A 15,804-nucleotide genomic window follows, 5' to 3' on the forward strand; every position below is an offset into this window, starting at 1 on the left:
GGCCGTCGCCCATCCTTCGCTACATCCTCACTATGACGACGCACATGAACAACTACATGACGGGGTCCCATGCGGCCATCGCGTCGCTGAAAGATCAGCCCACCGTGACGGCATCATCCTCAGCCAGCCTGGCGGTCAACATCCCGTAGCTGCGTTCGGCCGACCGCTGATCTAGTTGCGCCTTCACTACGGCGAGCATGTGGTTGAACGCGAACCTGGCCGCGCCCGCGTGCGAACGAAGCTCACGGATCTGGGATGGGGACGGATCCAGGGCGAAGCGGTACGCCTGCGTCACCGTCTGCGCGCTCACGCGGCAGGCTCCCGCTTTGCGCACGCGACAGCGCGCAACGCCCGGTTCCGTGCACTGCGGCGACCGTAAAGACGCGCACACATCGAAGTCAGAACCTCGATCATGTCTCCCCCACCGCCTCTCCGGGGGAGGACCCCCTGGACCAGATCGTCTACCACCTCACCGTCATCCACGACAACAAGGCGGCGGCCCTGCGCCGACCAGGCCGCCTCAACCAGCTCGGTGTTCATCCGGCCCAGCCGGTCACGGTGCTCCACAACCACAACTGTGACATCCGGGTCCGACAAGTAGACGGCGAAGCTTCGGCCGCCGCCCCCTCATCCCCGACCCCACCTCAGTTCCAACACGTGCGACCGCCAGACCTGTACCGGCAGCCCATTGGCTCAGCCGCGCGACTCCCCCAGTAGGGGTATCCCCTTTGGGGGAGGGGTACCCCCAGACGATCCAGATCCGAGCGCTGGTCGTGGGAGGACACCCGCGCATACAAGCCCAACTCCCACACTCGATCCGAGGAACCATCACGACCAGGATCGTCCCCGAATCAGTCCGCACGAAAGGAACCGGCATGCGGTCACCTCGAACCCAACGCCACGCGGTCTGATAGTGAACCCCACTCGCGGTGGCCCACTCGGACAACCTCATAACCGCAGAGCAGTACAGATGTACGGCGATACGTGATGAAACACCCCTGAACAGCTCACGGACCCCTCTGCGTGTTGAAGATCGAGTTGAGTCGCCAATCGCACGATCGGCACGATCGGCTTCCATGCCCTGGTCCTACTACGCTTCGGGAGCGATGAGTACTCCGCGCGAACCATCTTCCCCGGACCCCGGTCTCGGCCGCCCGGGAGGACTTGTTCCGCCTCCGACGTTGCTCGGAGCGTTCGGCATCTGCGATGTGGAGCCGACTGTCGAGTCCGGGCGCAGGCCCGCGAAGGCAGTCGTCGACGAGACCTTGCGGTTCGCGGCAACAGCGTCCCGCGGGGGCCGAGAGGCGCTCGGGGTCGAAGTCGTCTTCCACTCACCGACCGGAGAGACCCACCGCGCGACGCTGAGCCCGGACGGAGATGGTCTGGACCGCTGGCATGTCGACCACAAACTCGGCGAACCCGGCGACTGGACGTTCGACATCGAGGCGTGGAACGACCCGGCGGCGACCTGGCGCCGACGAGCGGCGATCAAGATCCCCGCCGGATCAGACGTCGAGCTTGAGCTGGAGGAAGGCGCACGCCTGCTGGAGCGGATCGCGGATTCCCTTCCCCAGGAATCGCGGCACGCACGGAATTTGATCTCAGCCAGCATCACCGCGCTCAGAGACTCGCGCAGACCCGGCGAGGCGAGACTCGCGGTGGCGCTGGCCGAGGACGTTTCCGAGCTTCTAGCCGCGCACCCAATCCGACAGCAGCTATCACGCAGCGGACCGTGGCCGATACGCGTCGAGCGCGCGAGGGCTCTGTTCGGATCGTGGTACGAGATGTTTCCGCGCAGTGAGGGCGCGCGCTTGAGGCCGCCGCGATCGGGCAACTTCAAGTCCGCCACCAAGCGGCTCCCCGCGATAGCGGCTATGGGCTTCGACGTCGTGTACCTGCCCCCGATCCATCCGATCGGCCGCACACATCGCAAGGGGCGCAACAACGCGCTCAAGGCCGGGCCGGAAGACCCCGGTTCGCCTTGGGCTGTCGGAAGCACCGATGGGGGCAACGACGCCATCCACCCGGACCTGGGAACCTTCGCCGATTTCGACGCGTTCGTCGCCCGGGCGTCCAAGCTCGGACTCGAAGTGGCGATCGACCTTGCCCTGCAGACCTCACCGGACCATCCCTGGGTCAAGCGCCACCCTGAGTGGTTCACAACACGCGCGGACGGCAGCGTCGCCTACGCCGAGAATCCGCCCAAGAAGTACGAGGACATCTACCCGCTGAACTTCTGCGACGACCCGGAAGGCCTCTACGCCGAGATCGTGCGAATCGTGCGCCTTTGGATGAGCCACGGCATCCGCATCTTCCGCGTCGATAACCCGCACACGAAACCACTGTGGCTGTGGGACAGGTTGATCGGCGACATCAACGCCACTGACCCCGACGTTCTGTTCCTCGGCGAGGCGTTCACTGGGCCGCCCATGATGCGTGCGCTTGCCGCCGTCGGCTTCCAGCAGTCGTACACGTACTTCACCTGGCGCACGGCGAAGCCGGAGCTGACCGAGTACCTGACGGAGCTGAGCGGACCCGCCGCCGCCTACATGCGGCCCAACTTCTTCGTCAACACCCCCGACATCCTCCACGCCTTCCTGCAGACCGGCGGCCCGCCAGCGTTCGCGATCCGCGCGACGCTCGCGGCGATGATGTCGCCCTCGTGGGGGATGTACTCCGGCTTCGAGCTGTTCGAACACGTGCCAATCCGCCCAGGCACGGAGGAGTATTTGGACAGCGAGAAGTACCAGTACCGGCCACGGGACTGGGCGGCGGCCCAGAACTCTGGGGAAACGCTCATCGAGTACATCACTGTGTTGAACCGACTGCGGCGCGAACACCCGGCCCTGCGGTACTTGCGCAACATCCGGTTCCATCACGTCGACGACTCCGACGTGATCGCATTCTCCAAGACCGACGGCGACGATCAGGTCATCGTCGTCTGCACGCTCAACCCGTTCGACACGCGCGAGACCACGATGTGGCTCGATATGCCCGCTCTGGGCCGCGACTGGCATGACACTCTCGAAGTCACCGACGAGATCAGCGGCGCGGAATGGACCTGGCGCCAAAACGTGTACTTGAGGCTTGATCCCAACGAGCGTGTCGCCCACGTGGTGCGCGTGAAGAAGTAGGAGCTTGGAGCAGCCGGGTTCGTCAGACGATACTTAGCCCGTCCCCTGGTCCAGGACAAGCAGGTCACGCCGCATACAGCATCTTGGCCTCTGAGAGAACTCTCGACGCCAATCGCGGGTGAAGCCCCCGACGGGCCACTAGGTCCACTGGCCGACCGAAGATCTCACCGAGCTCCCGCGCGACTTCCTCGATATCCCAGCCCAGCGAGGAGTCGGGAGCCAGGGAGTAGAGCACGTCCACGTCACTGGTGGGACCGGCTGTACCGCGCGCAACGGATCCGAACACCGCTACTTCGCTCAGACCGTAACGCTGGCATACGTCAGCCAGGGCGTCGCAGTCCACAGCCAGGTCCATGGCTCCGATGCTAGCCGCGAACTCAACCGGAGACGCCGCTTCGGTATAGGCATTCGGCCCTGCGGTACTTGCGCAACATCGGGTTTCTGGGCCGCATCGACCCGCTAAGGTCGCTAAGAACGCGAATTCCTGGCCTGTAGCGACTCCCCCAGTTGGGGTCTCCCTCCCCCGCAAGCGGGGGGACCCCCACTGGGGAAGGGGTACCCCCCTTACGGGCAGATTCCAGGGCGCGGAATGGACCTGGTGCCAGGCAGGGGCGCCCGACTCAAGCCACGTCGTCTAAGAACGCTCAGGCCAATCAGCGGAAGGCCACCTGGCAGCGACGCCGGGGAGCGTCAACGCATCAGCTCCCCGACGTCACCGCCGTCACCTGGGCTGGGCGGCTATGTGGCCCGGTCGATGTCCCCCCGCACCGCGCCAACTTCCTGCGCAACCAACTCAGAGTCCACAATGTTCGCGGGAGGCTCAACACCCAGGAGATAGGTGCCTAGCACTTCCAGGTGCTCGGAGATCTCGTCAGCATCCTTACCGAAGTCACCTCGCTCGGCGTCGAATCGCTCGGTCGCCACTTGGAGGGCGCCCCAAGCGTCCTGGTACTCGATCTCCATCTTCATCTCGCCGCCGACGACCGCTTCTTCGTACTCGCCCCCGACAATGCCGAGCAAGTTGGCGACCACAGCGCCGCGGAACGCCGCGGTGTTCCTGATGTCATCGGGCACGAGCACGGTCTCGGCAGTCCCAAGGATCTTCCAGCCCTGCTCGAATGATGCCTTCAACTCAGCGACGGGAGCGCCGGCGAGGACGAGGTCCTTGGACTCCTTCAGCGACGTCCTCAGTTCGGCGGTCAGTGCCGCGTCCTGCGAGCGCAAGCTCCGTGACAGGGAGAAGAAGATCTCCTCCGCCGGATGACCGGCGTGCTTGCTCGCCTTCGCCGCCTGGTCTTGCTCATAAAGGCGCAGCGATGCGAGCTGGTGGGCCCGGATCATCGCCAGCTGCGATGCTCCCTCGACCTGCTCAGGAGACGCGCTCGGGGTCTGCGGCTCGCTACTCCCCCCGCCGCACCCGGCGAGGGCCGCCGCGAGGGCGAGCGGGGCGATCACTACCGCGATCGTGGACGTTCGGTGTCTTCTCATCTATCCATACCTCCATAGTCAGCTAGTTGTTGTCTGCCGTCGATTGGTCGCCGCGGTATCGCCTATCCGTTGGCCTCGGAGAGGAGCCATAGCGCTAGGACGGTGAAGCCGACCATCATCGCGAGCATCCAGCACTGAGAGCGCAGGGCAGCTCGAGCTCGGCCGTAGATGACCAGCGCCCGGTCGTGAGCGAGGATCAGAGCCGCGACGTGACCGGCCACGACCAGGGCGATCTGCGCGTACCAGATCGTTGTCGCTCCGAACAGGCTGTGGTCGATCGCGCCTCCAGCAGTGCCGAAGTAGTAAATCCCGTTATCGAGAGGAACGGAGGCGAGGAACACGATTCCTTGTCCCTGATAGAGAAGCAAAGTCAGGTAGTGGGCGCCCACGTAGGCGAGCGCGATCGGCACAAGCGAAGGCGCGAATTCGCGCGCGAGCTGCCGGATGCCGGGCGGCCCACAGACCCAACGCGCCCCGGCCAGCGCGAGGTAGTAGAAGGCGAGAACAAGCAGGACCGCAGCGATGAGTCCGACACCGATCGCCAACTGGGTAGCCGGAGTAGGTCCAAGCCCTAGGGTCTGCCACGCCTTCTGTAACTGCGGAAGGACCTCGATCCCCATCGGACCTTCGCTAGCCCCGTCGAAGCTGACCGAACCGACCATCACTGCCAGCAGGAACGGCAAGCCTGGGACCGCCGTCATCATCGCCAGCCCGGCCAACGGAGTTCGAAGGCCCAGTCTTTCGCCCCGCCGCTCGAATACGGAGATCCGGGAGAAGAGATTGAAGTAGACCGAGAACGCTTCGCCGCGATCGCTCCATGCCTCGATCCCGAACAGCCACATCGCCGCGAACGTCACGACTGAGTAGCCGGTGACAGCCAAGGCGATGGTCCTCGGTTCGGTCCCTCCTGAGACGGCCAACTCCAACACCGCGAAACCGCCCAGACCCGCCGCCGCTGGCCAATACCCGAGCCTGGCCGGGTATGCGAACGGGGCTTTCAGCTTCCTCCCGGCGATACGGCTAGCTCCCCAGGCCATGGCCCGGCTTATCGCGCGCCAGGGGTTTAGGGTCCGGAACACGTCTCCGAACAGGGCGCTGACTAGGACGAGCCCCACCCAGAAGATCACGTAGACGAACGTCGGGGCGAAGTTGTGCTCGACCGACTGGCGCCCAACGAAGCCACTCCAAAGCACGACTAGTAGCAGCCCCGTGCCGAAGGCGCCCACGACGACGTCCGTTACAGGACCCGTCACCACACGGCTCACAACCGCTGGCAGCGGTCTCCAGCGTTCCTCCGCGAGCTTCGGCTTCGACCACATGGCACCGAGGAGAACGAATGACACCACCAGCACTAGGGCCGCCGCCCAACCGAACAGCCACTGCGGTATCGGGGGGTCGACCTTGTCGAAGAAGCCGTGCGCGGCGGCCGGTGCGCTGGAGGCCGCTACCAGCGAGACGGCAGCCATGGCCACGACCCAGGCTAGGCGCCGCTTCGCTCCTGCTGGTCGAACAACAGCTCGAGCCGACCTCGCACACGGGATTCTCACCAGGATCACCCAGGTATGGTAAGGCTTGCCTTACCGCCCACTTCCCACAGCCCCCTTCGCGACCAACGACTCCCAGGCTGCGGCAACCATCGAGAGCTGGCGGCACTGGGAGTCCAATGGCGTCACAGTGGTCGATAGCCTCTCCGGCAGTGACGAAACAGTCAGGGCTACTCGCCTTCCATCCCTTCCGCCCTGGCGGTCAGTTGATCGCGGTGTTGTGGCTGATCTGCAGGTCACGCCGCATACAGCATCTTGGCCTCTGATAGAACTATCGACGCCAAGCGCGGGTGAAGCCCCCGACGGGCCACTAGGTCCACAGGCCGACCGAAGATCTCACCAAGTTCCCGCGCGACTTCTTCGATGTCCCAGCCCAGCGAGGAGTCGGAAGCCAGGGAGTAGAGCACGTCTACGTCACTGGTGGGATCGGCTGTCCCGCGCGCAACGGATCCGAACACCGCGACTTCGGTCAGGCCGTAACGCTGGCAGACGTCAGCCAGGGCGTCGCAGTCCACGGCCAGGTCCATGCTCCGATGCTAGTCGCGAACTCCACCGCAGACGCCGCTACGGCAAGAGCACGCCGCCTCGTCCCGTCCGTCAGGCGAGGCCCAGCTCGGCCCTGAGCCGGTCAGGGTCCATGGCGCCCGGGTTGCCCCCAGCGCTGGGAAAGGAGTCCAACAAGCGGGTCAGGTCGTCGCGACGGGTCGGATCTGCGGCTGCTTCGCGCGGGGTCGATCCGGACAGAGCTGGAATCGACTCGTCCAGCCACGCGATCTCGTGATTCCGCATGAACTCAGCGAGGAAAGCCTGGATCTCAGGGTCGTTCATGTCGGGACTCTCTGGTCTAGTACCTCCGCCGGGAGCCCTGCTCATCGCCTCCTGGAGGGCTCCGGGGGAGTTACGGTGCTCCTCCAACACGGTTACTTCCGGTTCGATACCACGCACGACCGACAGGACACGGTCGAACCGAGCGGCACTGTTCGCTTCCACACGCAACTCGTTTCCGCTGATGCTCAGTGTGGCTCGCACACGTGGCATCCCGTGGGTGACAACGTTCTCGATCCACGTGCGGACGATCTCGTCCCCGTTCCTGGCAGTCTCCGTAGCCTCGTACAGCCGGTCGAATTCCGCCGCCATCCGCACCGGATCACTCACGCGCAGCCGAGCCTCGCACAGCAGCAACGGCTCGCCCTCGGTGTTCTGCAACACCGGCGGCGCGAACCTTCGTGACAGGAACTCGACCAGCTCCAGCGAGTCAGGTTCGGAGTCGAGAAGCTCAATGAGTTCCTCCCGTTCGTGCAACCTGATGGGCTCCAGTCCGCCGAAGATCTGCCACGTCTCACCCGCTGGCACGATCCGGCCGCAGAAGAAGTCGCCACGGCGGATCTGTCGGCTGGCAGTCCGCTCACGCACGTCGATGCGATCCCCTGTACGCAGATCGCGCACCCGGATACCTTCGCCAGGTGTCACTGACTCCACCTCGAACAATGACCGGTCGATCAGCAACCACTGTCCGGCTAGCAGCCGCTCATCTGCGGGAAGGAGCATCCCCCGTTCCTCAACGAACGCCTCGAAGCCGCCGCCTTCGAACATGACAACGTCCAGTACGAACGGATCCTGGACCGCCTTGAGCAATGACTCTGGCACGTCCCAGAAGCGGGATCTCACCCGTGCGATTTCCAAGATGTCGACCCGCCACAAGAAGTCAGTCAGGTACGCGCCCGCCTTCTGGTACAGCCAAGCGGCCCGTTCCTCTAGCGGCCAGTCGCAGCCCCTCAGATGGCACTTCTTGTACTTGCGGCCAGACCCGCACCAGCACGGCTCGTTTCGTCCAATGTCCTGGAGGGGAGGGAGCGGGGATCCGAAGTGCTCTAGCACCTGATACAGCGGCTCTTCACGGTCGAGCCCAGACCGTCGCACGAGAGCGAGGCCCGCAGCGCCGTCACCCCGGTCGGAGGCGAACCGGGCCAGCGCGACAAGCGACGCCTCCCACTTCGGGTTCAACTTGAGCGATTCCTGGTATGTCTGCTCGGCCTCCAGGGTCAGGCCCATTCGCTCCAGGGCTACCCCGCGCAACCACCGCAAGCTCGCCTTCGCGGGTTTGGGCGCCAGCGGCTCCAGTGTTTCCGCGAAGAACCCGAGCACAGCCGCATCCTGTGGGTCGTCCACGCCAAGTTCCATCAGCGTCGCCCGGGCTACCGCATCGTCAGCCAGATAACTCACGTAGTCCCGGGCCAGGGTCCCATCGGACGGATCTGGGACAGCGTCCAGTAGTGCCGGTTGAGGTTGCGCGCTCGCTGACTCAAGCGACGCCAGTGCCCTGATCTCATCCAGCGCTCCCGCATTCGCCTCGTCACCGTCGTCATCGTCGTCGAACGCTTCCAACAGGTCGTGAACTTGCTCGTAGAGGTCCGCCATGGCCAGGACCGCGAGTGCCTGGTCTTGGACTAAGCCGTGCATCTCGCACAGCGATTCCACGCGGTTTCCGAGCCTCCAGGCATTGAAGTCGAACCCGTCCGTAGCGACGTAGTCGCCATGACGGGACAGCCCCACACGCGGCAGAAGGTCGGTCAACGGTAATGCCGAAGTGCCGAACAGGTCTGGATCCTGGGCGCATGCCGCCCAGATCACCTGATCGAACATGCCGGGTGGATCCACCTCGGCGAGTATCGCGCTGAGGAGGTCTCGCAAGCCGGGCGGCTCGGTGGGCGATGTGGCCCGCTCGATCACGAATCCACCCCGCGTCACGCGGAATCCGATCAAGTCATCGGTCTTGAACTCGTGCTCCGAAAGGTACCCAGCCGGAAGCATGAAGATGGCGCCCCCGGATGAAGCGTCAGCTGGGATGCCACGCGCACGGAGCTTGTCCATGTCCAGCATCAAGTCGAGCTCCTCGAAGACAGTGCCGTCGGCCAGCCGACAGAACCGTTCGTCGTCGGTGAACACCGCGATCGGCATCAGGTCAGGCTCTATGTCCACTACATCGTGCTCGACCTCGGCCGCAGTCAGTGCGTGTGTGAACACGCGCCCATCCAGAAGCGCCGGCAGAAACACACAGCGACCGTCCGCAAGGGGGAAGATCAAAGGCTCCAAGCCAGAGTCCATCATCTCCTCGAACGCGAACTCGGGGTCGTCGCCAAGGTCAACGTCGACGGCAAGGGCGTCAATGAGCTCGTCTTCAGTCAGAGGTCCCGCCTCGGTCAGAACCCTCTCCGCCTCAGCGGCGATCTCGGGCAGGGTCAATGGGATGTTTGACGGCATGAACAACGGTAACCGGCAGCCAACCAACCGCCCGGCGGGGGCGGGCGTTGACCGAATACGTGCCGCCCCAAACAGGAGTCCTGTGCCCAGCAAAGGAAGTCGCTTTGCCTGCTTGCCAGTGACTCTGGACACGAGGCTCGAATATAGCCATACTTATAGCCATGGCCATCTCGGAGCAACTCCCTCTCGCTGACGTCAAGAACCGTCTATCTGAGGTCGTAGAACAGGTGGAATCCCAGCACGCACGAGTAACCATCACCAAGCACGGGCGACCAGCGGCGGTCGTCATGAGCGCCGACGACCTGGCGTCCCTTGAGGAGACCTTGGCCGTTCTCAGTGATCCTGACACGATGGCCCAGGTGCGCAGGTCCCGCGCGGAAATCGACGCGGGTGAAACGGTCGCGATGACGAGGGAGGAATGGCTGGCGCGGATCCGAGCCCGCCTGTGAACTACGAAGTCCTGTGGTCAGCTACCGCCGTACGGGCCCTTGATGCCGTTCCTGAGAAGATAGCAACTGCGGCCGTCGAGTTCATCTACGCGGCGCTGGCCGACAACCCCGCCAGAGTCGGCAAGCCCCTAGGTTTCGAACTGGAGGGTCTGCACAGTGCGCGCCGTGGCGACTATCGGGTCGTATACATGATCGACGAGCAAGAGCGGACCGTGACGATCACGGCAATCCAACACCGTGCCGACGTGTACCGGCGGCGATGAGCCAGGCTCCAGCCGCGCCCGCGAAATCCGAAGAGCCGCGTAGACCAGCGCAGGGGAACCCAATGCCAGACTTCCTGTCTGCCCTGCGGAAGTCGTCGCAATCGCTGCCAAACCGGCCGTCCGCCACGGAATACTTGCTGCGGCGTCTTCCCCTACTGTCATCACTGGGTGCACTCCTATGCACCAAGACGGCCCTTCCGTGTCCGTTAAGACAAACGGAGGGGCCGTCGCCCATCCTTCGCTACATCCTCACTATGACGACGCACATGAACAACTACATACGGGGTCCCATGCGGCCCTCGCGTCGCTGAAAGATCAGCCCACCGTGACGGCATCATCCTCAGCCAGCCTGGCGGTCAACAGCTGCACGTCTGCCGCGATCTGGTCTAGCGCGGAGTCGATCGTCGTCCCGCTCTTGGCGGCCGAGCCTTGGCGGATCCACCTGCGGATCAAGGTGGACACCAGCACGTTCATCGCAGCGGCGAGATCGTCGATCGCGGCCGCGTCCTGTGGTCTCCTTCATATAGGTGTCGGCGGTGTTGGCCTCCCACCCGTTGGCACCCCGGCGCAACTGGCCGCCGCGCCTGGTCTACGGTCATGGGGCAGCCACATACAGAAGTTATGGGATCTTAGGCGATCTCCATAAGACGAGGTAACTTTGGTAGAGTTCGCGTGTGGATCCGATCCTCAATCCGTATTCGCCCGGCGCGGGCACGCCCCCGCCTGAACTCGCTGGCCGAGATGACCTGCTGAACAAAGGCCGCATCGCTGTCGAGCGATTGAAGCTCGGACGGTCCACCAAGAGCCTGATTCTGGTCGGACTGCGCGGTGTTGGGAAGACTGTGCTGCTCGACCGACTACGCGAAAACGCTCAACGCGCAGGTGTTCACACCCTCCGGATCGAAGCACCCGAGAATCGGTCACTACCTGCGATCCTAGCCCCCCAGCTACGCCAGACGCTCCTGACTCTGTCCCGCGATGACCGCGCCGAGGAGACCGCCCGGCGGGCACTGCGCGCGCTGGCCGGGTTCGTGCAAGCTTTGAGGCTGAAGTATGGCGACATCGAGGTTGGCTTGGATTTCGACCCAGAGCCGGGGCTAGCCGACAACGGTGACCTCGAACATGACCTCCAGGTGCTGTTGGAATCGGTTGGACTGGCAGCCAAGGCAGCCGACACGGTTGTGGTTCTGTTCGTCGATGAACTGCAGTACGTTGCCGAGGATCAACTGGCGGCCCTGATCGTTGGCATGCATCGAGTCGCGCAGAGTTCGCTACCCCTCACCCTCTTCGGAGCGGCGCTCCCGCTGTTGCCGGGACGGCTCGGGCGCGCGAAGTCATACGCTGAGCGGCTCTTTGAATTCTCGGCCATCGGAGCGCTGGACAAGCGAGCAGCCCGCGACGCGATTGAAATCCCCGCGTTGAAGAACGACGTCACGGTGACCGATGACGCCATCGCGGAAATCATCACCCAGACGGAGGGGTACCCGTACTTCCTTCAGGAGTGGGGAAAGCATTCCTGGGACGTCGCAGCACGTTCGCCAATCTCGCGGAAGGACGTTGTCGCCGCCTCAAGATCCGCCACCATCGACCTGGACGACAACTTCTTCCGCGTGCGGTTCGATCGCCTCACTCCAAACGAACGCCGGTACTTGCGGGGCATGGCAGAACTTGGACCAGGACCACATCGATCTGGTGACATCGCGGACCAGCTGGGCCGTCCGGTGAACTCGTTTGGCCCCGTCAGAGCGCAACTGATCAACAAGGGAATGCTCTGGAGTCCACATCATGGAGACACGGCATTCACGGTTCCGCTGTTCGACGCCTTCATGCGCCGGATCATGCCTGGCGACATCTGGTAGGTGGCGGTTCTTCCGCTCCCGGTGGTTGACCATGGCCTCCGGCATCCGAGGACTCGGGTTGGCCAGTGTCCCGGGTCAGGAATCAGAACATCACGGGCTCTAACAGATTGCCGAGCTGGGCGAACGCAGCTCGCCCCATGCGCCACCTGGCGGATACTGGCCTCGGCGGCCCAGCCGACCGCCCCGGCCCCGCCGCCGGGACGGCGCGCGAGATGTGCCCCCGGACTGGGCCACTTGCGCGGGTACGACCGTGGGAAGCACTTGCGCGGCGACCTGCTCGGCGGAGTCACCGTCACCGCGTACCTCGTGCCACAGGTCCTGGCCTACTCAACGCTCGCGGGGATGCCACCTCAATCGGGGCTGTGGGCGATCATCGTGACCTTGCCGCTCTACGCGATGTTCGGTACCTCCCGCCTACTGTCCATGGGACCGGAATCGACAACCGCGCTGCTAACGGCGGCGGTCATCGGTCCTCTCGTCGTCGCCGACACCGGTCGGTACATCGCTCTCGCCGCGACGCTCGCGATGCTGGTCGGCCTGATCGCGGCCGTGGCCTGGGCGCTCCGCCTCGGGTTCCTGGCGGACCTGCTTTCCAAGCCGATCCTCGTCGGCTACATGGCAGGGGTTGCCGTGATCATGATCGGCAGTCAACTCGGGAAGTCCACTGGCGTGACCGTAGCGGGCGACACCTTCGAGGAGATGCTCAAGTCGTTCGTGTCGAACCTTCCCACGAGCGGCCTCCACGTCCCTACGGCGCTGATCGCGGCGTCAGTCGTCGCTGTGCTGTTGCTGTTCGGGGGGCGCTTCCCGAGGGTCCCGATGCCCCTGGTGGCCGTCCTGGGCGCCGCAGCGATAGTCGCAGTCTTTGGCCTTCAGAACATCGGAGTCGAAGTCATTGGAGCAGTCCCCTCCGCGCTCCCCCAGGTTGCCCTGCCATCGATCGACCTGGCCAACATCCGCACATTGGTCCTGCCAGCGGTTGGCATCGTGATCGTCGGATACGCGGACGTCGTGCTCGCTGGGCGGGCCTTCGCTATTCGCCACCATCACCGGATCGGCAACAACCAGGAGCTCCTCGCGTTCGCCGCGGGCAACGTCGGAGCCTCTGTCGTCGGCGGCTACCCGATCAGCACCAGCACGAGCCGTTCAGTCATCGCAGAGGCCAGCGGCGCCAGAACTCAGGTGTTCTCGCTGGTCGCGACGGCTGGGGTCCTCATCGTCCTGCTGCTCCTTGGCAACCTGATGGGCTGCTTCCCAGCGGCGGCTCTTGGCGGGCTAGTGATCTACGCCGCGTTCATGCTCATCGATATCGGCGAGTTCAGACGACTTTGGCACTTCCGTCACCGCGAGTTCCTCCTCGCTGTGGCGGCCCTGGCCGGAGTGCTGCTCTTCAACATCCTGTACGGCGTTCTGATTGCGATCGCGTTGTCTGTAGCCGAACTACTCGTCAGAGTGGCGCGACCGCATGAGGCAGTACTCGGCCAGGTTCCCGGGCTCGCTGGATGGCACGGGATCGCCAAACTAAGGCACCGCCCGCCGCGCCGACCCTGGCAACCAACGGGCAAGTGCCGCCACGGGGCGCGATGATGAGTGCCATGGCCAAGGCGACCCCTGTTCCAGTCGACACTTCCGAGCTCGACCGGCTGGTGGACGGCGCTCACCACGATCCCCACTCCCTGCTCGGGCCTCACAAGTACCAGGACGCGATAACGGTGAGAGTTCTGCGACCACTCGCCGAATCGGTACGCGTGATCGTAGGCGACAAGAGCTTCTCCCTGAAGCACGAGCACCGAGGCGTGTGGGTCGGCGTTCTGCCCATGCACGAGGTACCGGACTACAGCCTCGATGCCACCTTCGACGACCGAAGCGCAGCGAGCGACGATCCCTATAGGTTCCTGCCAACGCTCGGCGAAATTGACATCTACCTGATCGGCGAAGGACGTCACGAGGAGCTGTGGACGGTAGTCGGAGCCCATCGCCACGTCTACGAGAGCCTCCATGGTCCAGTCACCGGAACGTCGTTCGCGGTCTGGGCCCCGTCGGCGATGGGCGTTCGGATCCTGGGAGATTTCAACTTCTGGGACGGATCGGGCAGCCCGATGCGTTCGCTCGGGTCTTCGGGGGTTTGGGAACTGTTCCTGCCCGGGGTCGGCGAAGGCGCGAAGTACAAGTTCGCGATCCTCGGTGCGGACTTCGTGTGGCGCGAGAAGGCGGACCCGCTCGCCTTCGCGACCGAGTGCCCACCGCAAACCGCGAGCGTTGTGTTCACTTCGGCCTACGAGTGGCGGGACGCCGATTGGATGCGGCAACGCGCGCAGGCCGACCCACACAACGGCCCGCTCAGCGTCTACGAAGTCCACCTTGGGTCGTGGCGCCAGGGACTTAGCTACACGGCGCTGGCTGATGAGCTCACCGACTATGTCACACAACAGGGGTTCACGCACGTCGAGTTCCTGCCTGTGACCGAGTACCCGTATGAGCCGTCGTGGGGTTATCAGGTCACATCGTATTTCGCGCCCAGCATTCGCTTCGGGAACCCGGACGAGTTCAAGTACCTAGTTGACCGCCTCCATCAAGCGGGCATCGGCGTGATCATGGACTGGGTGCCCGCGCACTTCCCGAAGGACGACTGGGCGCTGAGCCGCTTCGACGGCACTCCCCTGTATGAACACCCGGACCCCCGCCGTGGCGAACAGCCGGATTGGGGCACCTACGTGTTCAACTTCGGGCGCAGGGAGGTACGCAACTTCCTGGTCGCCAGCGCCGTCTTCTGGCTTGAGACCTTCCACATAGACGGCCTGCGAGTCGACGCCGTCGCGTCGATGCTCTACCTGGACTACTCACGCAAAGCTGGCGAGTGGCTGCCGAACGAGTACGGAGGCCGGGAGAACCTAGAAGCCGTGGCCTTCATCCAGGAGATGAACGCGACCGTCTACAGGCGTTGCCCAGGAATCGTGACGATAGCCGAGGAGTCCACCGCTTGGCCCGGAGTCACCAGGCCAACCCATCTCGGCGGCCTGGGGTTCGGGCTCAAGTGGAGCATGGGCTGGATGCACGACACGCTCGACTACGTATCCAGGGAGCCCATCTACCGGCAGTACCACCACTCCGAGATGACCTTCTCCATGATGTACGCCTACACCGAGCAATTCGTCCTTCCCCTTAGCCACGACGAGGTCGTCCACGGCAAGGGTTCACTCATCAACAAGATGCCCGGTGACCGCTGGCAGCAGCTCGCAACGCTGCGCGCCTACCTGGCCTTCATGTGGGCACATCCAGGCAAGCAACTGCTCTTCATGGGTGGGGAGTTCGCTCAGTCATCCGAATGGAGCGAGGCCAGATCGCTGGACTGGTGGCTGCTGGACTACCCCGAGCACCGCGGCGTGCAGGCGTGCGTGCGTGACCTGAACTCCGCATACCGCGCCACGCCAGCCGTTTGGCAGCGCGACCATGATCCGAGCGGCTTCGAGTGGGTCGACGCCAACGACTCCGCCGGCAACGTCTTCTCCTGGCTTCGGTTTGGCGCCGACTGCCCGGCTATGGCGTGCGTGGTCAACATGTCACCCGTCGTCAGATACGACTACCGCATGGGACTGCCCCAGGCCGGGCGCTGGGAGGAGCTGATCAACACAGATGCCACCGCGTATGGCGGCTCTGGCGTCGGGAACCTCGGCGGGGTACAGACCGACGAAACCCCGTGGCACAACCGCCCAACGTCAGCCTCGATGACCCTGCCGCCATTGGCCGCGGTCTGGCTGCGGCAAGTCGACTAGGTGCCCCGCCAGGCGGAAGCCGACGAAGGATCG

The 15,804-nt window shown here is 64.3% G+C and carries 13 protein-coding genes and 1 pseudogene; 6 read left to right on the top strand and 8 right to left on the bottom strand.

What is annotated here, in order from left to right; all coding sequences use genetic code 11:
* Positions 1-94: 94 nt before the first annotated feature.
* Together Q8P38_02785 and Q8P38_02790 are read right to left on the bottom strand one after the other, a co-directional pair.
* Positions 95-310 carry a helix-turn-helix domain-containing protein gene (locus Q8P38_02785; protein ID MDP4013539.1) on the bottom strand — a complete coding sequence of 72 codons (216 nt, stop codon included), beginning with the start codon at positions 308-310 and terminating at the stop codon, positions 95-97.
* Positions 307-952: pseudogene (locus Q8P38_02790) on the bottom strand (recombinase family protein). The gene Q8P38_02785 and the pseudogene Q8P38_02790 overlap by 4 nt, the downstream one beginning before the upstream one ends.
* Positions 953-1,106: 154 nt before the next feature.
* On the opposite strand from Q8P38_02790, the gene Q8P38_02795 reads away from it, so the two are divergent.
* Complete coding sequence (locus Q8P38_02795; GenBank protein MDP4013540.1) at positions 1,107-3,134, top strand: alpha-1,4-glucan--maltose-1-phosphate maltosyltransferase; 2,028 nt, start codon at positions 1,107-1,109, stop codon at positions 3,132-3,134.
* 64 nt (positions 3,135-3,198) lie between these two features.
* On the opposite strand, the gene Q8P38_02800 is transcribed toward Q8P38_02795, so the two are convergent.
* From Q8P38_02800 to Q8P38_02820, 5 genes are all read right to left on the bottom strand, one after another.
* The gene (locus tag Q8P38_02800) at positions 3,199-3,489 is read right to left on the bottom strand and encodes a nucleotidyltransferase family protein (protein MDP4013541.1); all 291 of its coding nucleotides are present in this window, start codon (positions 3,487-3,489) and stop codon (positions 3,199-3,201) included.
* Between the two features lie 383 nt (positions 3,490-3,872).
* Positions 3,873-4,622 carry a hypothetical protein gene (locus Q8P38_02805; GenBank protein ID MDP4013542.1) on the bottom strand — a complete coding sequence of 250 codons (750 nt, stop codon included), beginning with the start codon at positions 4,620-4,622 and terminating at the stop codon, positions 3,873-3,875.
* 62 nt (positions 4,623-4,684) lie between these two features.
* Entirely contained in the window at positions 4,685-6,094 is a 1,410-nt protein-coding gene (locus tag Q8P38_02810; GenBank protein MDP4013543.1) for a hypothetical protein, read from the bottom strand.
* 308 nt (positions 6,095-6,402) lie between these two features.
* Complete coding sequence (locus Q8P38_02815) at positions 6,403-6,693, bottom strand: nucleotidyltransferase family protein (protein MDP4013544.1); 291 nt, start codon at positions 6,691-6,693, stop codon at positions 6,403-6,405.
* Between the two features lie 70 nt (positions 6,694-6,763).
* Positions 6,764-9,427 carry an SEC-C domain-containing protein gene (locus Q8P38_02820; GenBank protein ID MDP4013545.1) on the bottom strand — a complete coding sequence of 888 codons (2,664 nt, stop codon included), beginning with the start codon at positions 9,425-9,427 and terminating at the stop codon, positions 6,764-6,766.
* 161 nt (positions 9,428-9,588) lie between these two features.
* Between Q8P38_02820 and Q8P38_02825 the strand changes: the two genes are divergently transcribed.
* Together Q8P38_02825 and Q8P38_02830 are read left to right on the top strand one after the other, a co-directional pair.
* The gene (locus Q8P38_02825) at positions 9,589-9,876 is read left to right on the top strand and encodes a type II toxin-antitoxin system Phd/YefM family antitoxin (GenBank protein ID MDP4013546.1); all 288 of its coding nucleotides are present in this window, start codon (positions 9,589-9,591) and stop codon (positions 9,874-9,876) included.
* Positions 9,846-10,139, top strand: a complete 294-nt coding sequence (locus tag Q8P38_02830; protein ID MDP4013547.1) for a type II toxin-antitoxin system RelE/ParE family toxin — start codon at positions 9,846-9,848, stop codon at positions 10,137-10,139. Before Q8P38_02825 ends, Q8P38_02830 begins: the two co-directional genes overlap by 31 nt.
* A gap of 315 nt (positions 10,140-10,454) precedes the next feature.
* On the opposite strand, the gene Q8P38_02835 is transcribed toward Q8P38_02830, so the two are convergent.
* On the bottom strand, positions 10,455-10,613 hold the full coding sequence (locus Q8P38_02835; protein MDP4013548.1) for a hypothetical protein: 159 nt from the start codon (positions 10,611-10,613) through the stop codon (positions 10,455-10,457).
* A gap of 200 nt (positions 10,614-10,813) precedes the next feature.
* On the opposite strand from Q8P38_02835, the gene Q8P38_02840 reads away from it, so the two are divergent.
* The 3 genes from Q8P38_02840 to glgB all read left to right on the top strand — a co-directional run bounded on the left by Q8P38_02840 (position 10,814) and on the right by glgB (position 15,771).
* Positions 10,814-11,998, top strand: coding sequence for an ATP-binding protein (locus tag Q8P38_02840; GenBank protein MDP4013549.1), 1,185 nt, complete (start codon positions 10,814-10,816; stop codon positions 11,996-11,998).
* A 234-nt stretch (positions 11,999-12,232) separates the two neighbouring features.
* Positions 12,233-13,585, top strand: a complete 1,353-nt coding sequence (locus Q8P38_02845; protein ID MDP4013550.1) for a SulP family inorganic anion transporter — start codon at positions 12,233-12,235, stop codon at positions 13,583-13,585.
* An 8-nt stretch (positions 13,586-13,593) separates the two neighbouring features.
* Entirely contained in the window at positions 13,594-15,771 is a 2,178-nt protein-coding gene (glgB, locus tag Q8P38_02850; GenBank protein MDP4013551.1) for a 1,4-alpha-glucan branching protein GlgB, read from the top strand.
* Positions 15,772-15,804: the final 33 nt, after the last annotated feature.

The sequence above is a fragment of the Candidatus Nanopelagicales bacterium genome (assembly GCA_030700225.1).
In the GTDB taxonomy this organism is placed as follows: domain Bacteria; phylum Actinomycetota; class Actinomycetes; order S36-B12.

What these genes read in the sequence shown, in the direction of transcription:
- Q8P38_02795 (MDP4013540.1), top strand. Translation starts at nt 1,107, where the DNA reads ATGAGTACTCCGCGCGAACCATCTTCCCCGGACCCCGGTCTCGGCCGC.
- Q8P38_02800 (MDP4013541.1), bottom strand. Translation starts at nt 3,489, where the DNA reads ATGGACCTGGCTGTGGACTGCGACGCCCTGGCTGACGTATGCCAGCGT.
- Q8P38_02805 (MDP4013542.1), bottom strand. Translation starts at nt 4,622, where the DNA reads ATGAGAAGACACCGAACGTCCACGATCGCGGTAGTGATCGCCCCGCTC.
- Q8P38_02815 (MDP4013544.1), bottom strand. Translation starts at nt 6,693, where the DNA reads ATGGACCTGGCCGTGGACTGCGACGCCCTGGCTGACGTCTGCCAGCGT.
- Q8P38_02820 (MDP4013545.1), bottom strand. Translation starts at nt 9,427, where the DNA reads ATGCCGTCAAACATCCCATTGACCCTGCCCGAGATCGCCGCTGAGGCG.
- Q8P38_02825 (MDP4013546.1), top strand. Translation starts at nt 9,589, where the DNA reads ATGGCCATCTCGGAGCAACTCCCTCTCGCTGACGTCAAGAACCGTCTA.
- Q8P38_02830 (MDP4013547.1), top strand. Translation starts at nt 9,846, where the DNA reads ATGGCTGGCGCGGATCCGAGCCCGCCTGTGAACTACGAAGTCCTGTGG.
- Q8P38_02835 (MDP4013548.1), bottom strand. Translation starts at nt 10,613, where the DNA reads ATGAACGTGCTGGTGTCCACCTTGATCCGCAGGTGGATCCGCCAAGGC.
- glgB (MDP4013551.1), top strand. Translation starts at nt 13,594, where the DNA reads ATGGCCAAGGCGACCCCTGTTCCAGTCGACACTTCCGAGCTCGACCGG.